The organism is Microcoleus sp. Z1_B2 (assembly GCF_036700325.1).
In the GTDB taxonomy this organism is placed as follows: domain Bacteria; phylum Cyanobacteriota; class Cyanobacteriia; order Cyanobacteriales; family Microcoleaceae; genus Microcoleus.
This window is the reverse complement of sequence record NZ_JAUBOQ010000098.1, coordinates 1-5591: the sequence shown is the minus strand read 5'-3', so window position 1 is coordinate 5591 and position 5591 is coordinate 1. Positions and strand designations below refer to the sequence as shown.

At 47.7% G+C, this 5591-nt stretch carries 4 protein-coding genes; 2 read left to right on the top strand and 2 right to left on the bottom strand.

Annotated features, from left to right (window positions below):
* Positions 1-207 precede the first annotated feature (207 nt).
* The gene (locus tag QT984_RS29445; RefSeq protein ID WP_333058400.1) at positions 208-1950 is read left to right on the top strand and encodes a CapA family protein; all 1743 of its coding nucleotides are present in this window, start codon (positions 208-210) and stop codon (positions 1948-1950) included.
* A 330-nt stretch (positions 1951-2280) separates the two neighbouring features.
* Here QT984_RS29445 and QT984_RS29440 read toward each other — a convergent pair whose 3' ends face one another.
* The gene (locus QT984_RS29440) at positions 2281-3372 is read right to left on the bottom strand and encodes a PfkB family carbohydrate kinase (protein ID WP_333058398.1); all 1092 of its coding nucleotides are present in this window, start codon (positions 3370-3372) and stop codon (positions 2281-2283) included.
* A 286-nt stretch (positions 3373-3658) separates the two neighbouring features.
* Entirely contained in the window at positions 3659-4210 is a 552-nt protein-coding gene (locus tag QT984_RS29435; protein ID WP_333058397.1) for a response regulator, read from the bottom strand.
* Between the two features lie 198 nt (positions 4211-4408).
* On the opposite strand from QT984_RS29435, the gene QT984_RS29430 reads away from it, so the two are divergent.
* A complete protein-coding gene (locus QT984_RS29430) occupies positions 4409-5395 on the top strand; it encodes a lipoyl synthase (protein WP_333058396.1) in 987 nt (328 codons plus the stop codon).
* Positions 5396-5591 lie beyond the last annotated feature (196 nt).

Genomic DNA, 5591 nt, shown 5'->3' with positions numbered 1-5591 from the left:
TTAAATAACTTACAATTTTAATTGTTTTTGTGGGATGGGCGTCCCGCCCGTCCTTTTTGGCCGGGCGGGACGCCCATCCCACTTTCAAGAGTGGAAGTTATTTAATTCTCATTCCTTACTTAAGTTAAATCAATCGGTATTTAATGCTGTGCAGCCAAATTTGATATAAGATCGAGCTAAATTTCTAGTGTGAGAGTAGAGGCGTTTGTGAGCCAACAAGATATTTTAAATTTAGCAAAAGAAGGCGATGCCAGGGCGATCGCATTTCTGATCGGCCAAGCACTCCAAAGCTTCGGCGTCACGGCTAAAGCCAGCCGGGAAAACGACACCCTGCACCTGCTGCTGGAAGCAGAACATTTGCCCGCAGAAGAAGCCTGTCTCCGAGTCGCAGTCAAAGGGTTGCAGCGGCTGCAACCAAATAACCTTTACTCAGTGACAGTTTACGGGCGGCGCGACGGCCAGCAATTGCCCGCTTGGACTCAGACGGTAGAATTAAAAAAACGCTTGACTGCCGCACCCGTGAGTCCGTTAGTTGCCGTGAATGCCGCAGTAGCTGCGAGTGCAGCAGTAGCCGCTAGTGTAGCAGCTTCTCCCATTCCTGTGACTTTGCCCAAGCTAGAAAAAACTCAAAATGTCACAACGGCGCCCACTCAAATACCAGAAAAATCTCCGCCCCAACCCTCTAAAATCCCAACTCCAAAACCCCCAAACCAAAGGCAGCAAAAGCCATCACCCCAGCCAGAATTAGCAGGCACTAAAACTAAAAAATCTGGGCTGTCAGTCGGTGCTCTGAGTCTAATTCTCGTACCGATATCCGGCTTTGTGCTGGCTTCTCAACTTTACAAATCCTCACCCACCGCTACTAATAACCCTCTAACGTCAAAGCCTGCGGTACAAGAAGTGAGCTCGACACCCGCAGCCAAACCCCTTCCAGCTCCAAAACCGCCCTCCCCTGCCGCCACAAAACCTGCCATTGTGCCCGCCACAGTCAGCATCAAAGCAGTTGGTGACATGATCCCCGGCACAAATTATCCCTACAACAAACTGCCGGCAAAAAAAGAGATGTTATTAGAGTCGGTAAAACCGTACCTCAAAGGAGCTGATATTCTGTTTGGCAATTTTGAAAGCACGATGACCGATCATCCTTACAGTTCCAAAGCAGGCGGCGGACGAATGCTGTTTGCCTTTCGGACGCCTCCGAGTTATGCCAAAATTTTCAAAGATGTTGGTTTTGATATTTTGAATATTGCCAACAATCACTCTTACGATTTTCACGAGAAAGGATTTAATGACACGATTAAAAACATCGACAGCAACGGCATGAAGGCTGTTGGCAAAAGAGATCAAATTGTTTATAAAAATGTCAAGGGCGTGAATTTTGCCTTTATCGGTTTCAGCAACTACGGCGACGTTCACAATTCCTTGCTGGAACTCAAAGCGGGAGCAGAAGTTGTCAAAAAAGCCAAGCAAAACGCTGATATTGTAGTGATATCAGTTCATGCTGGAGCGGAAGGAACGGGAGCTCTGAATGTGAGAAATAAAACTGAGTTCTTTTACGGAGAAAACCGGGGAAATATGGTTTTGTTTTCGCGGACGATGATTGATGCGGGAGCCGATTTGATTTTGGGACATGGCCCGCACGTCCCGCGAGCGATGGAACTTTATAAAGGGAAATTGATTGCTTATTCCCTGGGAAATTTTTTGGGTTATCGCACTTTGTCCACAGCAGGAACACTCGGTCAATCTCTAATTTTGGATGTGAAAATGACTCCGAAAGGGGATTTTGTTTCTGGTAAGATTATCCCCGTCCAACTTGACGGGCGAGGTGTTCCGGCTGTTGATAACAAATTTAGGACTGTGGGTTTGATTAACCGTTTGACAAAGAGCGATTTTCCCAATAGCGGTTTGATAATTGATGACAAGGGGCAAATTTTGAAAAAAAGTAAGTAGTCGTTAGTGATTAGTCATTAGTCAGTAGTAATATCATGTCCGGTCAATTAACCATGATTCCTGTAGGGGCGGGTTCGCCAAGATATTGAATAGAAACGGGAAAATCTGTAAACCCGCCCCGGCCTTTAATCGCTGGTTCCCATGCTCTGCCTGGGAACCGATATCTAGAGGCTCAGCCTCGAAAAGCGATGGGAAAATTGGAGGCTGAGCCTCCGGATCTGCGTTACCAGGAAGAGCCTGGGAACAAGTAAATTGGAGGCTGAGCCTCCGGATCTGCGTTACCAGGAAGAGCCTGGGAACAAGTAATAATCAATCACCCATTACAACTGATTAGTGATCGATCATCGTTTTCAAAGCTTCTTTCATTTCGTCTGCAGTCGTCGTTGCTGTACCGAATTGACGGACGACAATACTAGCAGCCAAATTGCCCAAAACTGCCGCTTCCCAACCGGATGCACCGACGCACAAAGCTAAAGTCATTGCTGCTACAACTGTATCTCCAGCACCGGTTACGTCGAATACATCAGTCTTGTTAAAAGGGGGAATGTCCCAACTTTGAATGGCAAATTCCCCCTTTTCACAAATGGATGTTGGAGGGGGTGAATTTTTGATTTCTTCGCCGTTCGCCCTTTCAAACAAACTCATCCCTTCTTCACCGCGAGTAATCAGGATTTTTTGAGCTTGAGTTAAGTTCAATAAATCGCGTCCTGCTTGCATTAAAGTTTGAGGGTTTTTGATAGCATATCCGACGGCTTGCTCGGCTTCTGGCAAGTTCGGAGTAAACAGCATTGCTCCAGAATATCGCTGCAAATTTATTTGAGCGTCTACAATTGTTTTGCCGGGAACCACTGCCGATTCGATCGCCAAATTCGTCCAAACTCCGTCGCCGTAGTCGGAACAAACCACGGCATCTACTGTCGGTATTTGCTGCCGGATGTAGTCTGCCAGTTGCAACTGCAAATCTAAATCCGGCAACTCGTCCGATTTGCGATCGACTCGAACAATTTGCTGAGTCACCGACTGCCGCGCGTGCCCGGAGATTCGAGTTTTGGTGACAGTTGGACGCTGCGAATCGATTAAAATCCCACCCGTATCAATTCCCGCCGCCTCAAAAATACCGCACAAAGCCTTTCCCTGGTCGTCTTTTCCCACCAAACCAGCAACTTTTACTTTGCCTCCCAGTTTGGCTAAATTATAGACAGCATTTGCGCCACCTCCGGGTACTTGCTGAGTATTTTCGTAGCGCAAAATCAACACAGGTGCTTCGCGGGAAATTCGCTCTACTTGTCCGGTAAGAAACTCGTCCAAGGTCAAATCTCCGATCGCTAATACCTGCGCTCGATCGAAGCAGTCTAATCTTTTCAATAATTGCTCTGTTGAGGCACGCAGTTGAGGCAAAAAATCGGAATAGTCGTTAGTCATTAACCAAAAAAATGAGACTGAGGAGTTGATAATTGAGTGTGGAACGAGCGGGAATTAAAAATCCTAATATAATTTAATAATTAATTTCCTCCCTTATTTTATTTTTAACTTTTAATTGATTTTCTCACTGGGATTTTGAGAAACCAGTTGCAGGCTATTTGCGATCGCACTCGCTCAAACAATTTGGCAAAAAAATGCGGATAAAATCGCAGCCTTTGAGACTCAACTGAAAGTTTCACGGTGTGGAAGTTTCCTTCTACATAAGTGCCTTCAAAAAACAGCAGAATTATTTCAATTTCTGCTTGATGATCGTAATCACCTGAGTCATTTGTTTTTTGAGTGCATCAATTTCCGCTTGCATTTTCGCCATTTTCACAGTCATCGCCTGAATTTCGGCGGCGCCCGCTCCAGAAGTGGCTGCAGCGGGGGCTGCTGGGGCTTCCGGCACTGGTTTCTTTTTGGCCAGTACCATGGCCGATTTGATCGCCTCGGTTAGCTGCTTCTTTTCAAACGGTTTGGCGATGAATGCAAAAAAATGCTTCTCAAAGGGTTTCGGAATTTTTTCCATCACCTCTTCTTCGCGGCCCGACATGATCACCAAAGGTATCTTAGAAAGCTCAGGATGGGCTTGCACTTTTTGATACACTTCCCAACCGCTGACTTTGGGCAGTAGGAAATCTAACATAATTAGATTGGGCCGGGCTTGACGGATCAGTTTGAGTCCCTCTTCGCCGTCTTTTGCTTCTAGAACTTCAAAGTTACCCTGCGGCAACATCTCTCGGACTCGGACGCGGATGACTTTACTGTCATCGATTACCAAGATTTTTTGACCAGCCACGACTGACTCCTTCAGTAATGAATGAGTGATGATTTGCAACCTTCAGTATATCCCTAACAGAATTCTACCCATAATTCTGGGCGAGTTTAGTTTTGTTGCATTTCGGCGCGATTCGGATTTCGGGTGATACTCCTACAAGTTCAGGGGCTTTGATTTCGGATACGATCGAAGGAATTAACTCAATCACCACTTAATTTTATGTCGCCCCAAACTCCTAAAACTCCTACTGTCAAAGCAGTTGCCGCTCAAATGCGGGGTGAAATCGAGGCGATGCCGGAGTGGTTGCGTAGGCCCGTTGGCAAAGCTAGCGAAATTTCCCAAGTGCAAAAAATTATCAAACAGCGGCAAATTCACACGATTTGTGAGGAGGGGAGATGCCCCAACCGGGGCGAGTGCTACGCCCAAAAAACGGCGACTTTTTTGTTGATGGGGCCCATTTGCACCCGCGCTTGTGCTTTTTGTCAAGTAGATAAAGGTCATTCTCCGATGCCCCTAGACCCGGAGGAACCGCAAAAGGTGGCCGAGGCTGTGCAGTTGTTGGGTTTGCGCTATGCGGTGCTGACTTCGGTGGCGAGGGATGATTTGCCGGATGGGGGTGCGGGTTGGTTTGCCAGGACGATCGCCCAAATCCGCCTTCTGAACCCGCATACTGAAGTTGAGGTACTGACGCCGGATTTTTGGGGGGGAACAGGTAGGGGCGGTGCCCCCGTGCCCGCCCTCCCCGTGCCCGCCGAGGGGGAGAATTGCGGTCTCGATGAGTTGCAGCGACAGCGGATTCGCACGGTGGTGGAGGCTAAACCGGCTTGTTACAACCACAATATTGAGACGGTGCGGCGGTTGCAAGGGCCGGTGCGGAGGGGGGCCAAGTACGATCGCTCGATCGACGTTCTGCGTATTGTCAAGCAATATGACCCAACTATTCCCACCAAATCCGGTTTGATGTTGGGGCACGGGGAAACCGAAGCCGAGATAGTCGAAGCGATGATTGATTTGCGGGACGCCAAGTGCGATCGGCTCACCCTCGGTCAATACATGAGACCATCTCTAGAGCACCTCCCAGTGCGTAAATACTGGACGCCAGCCGAATTTGACCGTTTTGGGTCGATCGCGCGGGAGATGGGGTTTGAGCGCGTGCGATCGGGGCCTCTCGTCCGCAGTTCCTACCACGCCGGAGAAAACGATTGAAACTAATTTGAATTCAACTCGGTATAAACTTGTTACCAAGAAATTGGGTATAAAGCCCCGTCCTTCTAGGACGGCTTTAATTAATTATCAACTTTTGTTAAGTGTTTTCTTGAACTTTCTTGCATTGTGTTCATTGTAGAGTACAATAACTAGACTACAGGTTGAATAACCGCCGATACACATGAGACACCACGCT